The following is a 383-nucleotide window of genomic DNA, read 5'->3' as shown; positions in this document are numbered from 1 at the left end:
GGGTCAGCGGCATGTCGCGGTAAATCGGCCGGGTGATCTCCACCACTTGATCCCAGTGCGCCAGAGCCTGCTGTAAATGCCGGATAGCCACCTGCTGCTGTTCCTCATCACCGTACAGACGGTACCGGTGTAGCGCCACGGCGCCTTTCAGCTTCTCCGCAAGATGAAGACCGAGATGGGCCCAGGCTTTGACGTCGGCCACTTCGTACATGAGCGAGGCATTGCCCTCGGTATCAATACCTTCTACCAGCCGAAGCGCCTCGCGATTGTCGCGCTCAAGCTGCTCGGCCAGAATCGGCGGAGTAATGCGGTCAACGCCGAAAGAGCCGCCTTCGTGCATTGTCTCTACGAAATCCGCCACCGAAACATAATCCGGGTCCATG

General features: G+C 59.3%; 1 protein-coding gene. It reads right to left on the bottom strand.

The features are described from left to right. Positions 1 to 383 (bottom strand): hypothetical protein (locus B3187_RS13040; RefSeq protein ID WP_286806919.1); only part of this gene is annotated, 383 nt, incomplete at both ends.

The sequence above is a fragment of the Marinimicrobium sp. UBA4209 genome (assembly GCF_002381585.1).
Classification (GTDB): domain Bacteria; phylum Pseudomonadota; class Gammaproteobacteria; order Pseudomonadales; family Cellvibrionaceae; genus Marinimicrobium; species Marinimicrobium koreense.
Note: the sequence above shows the minus strand (reverse complement) of the source record. Positions and strands in the feature narration are given on the sequence as shown.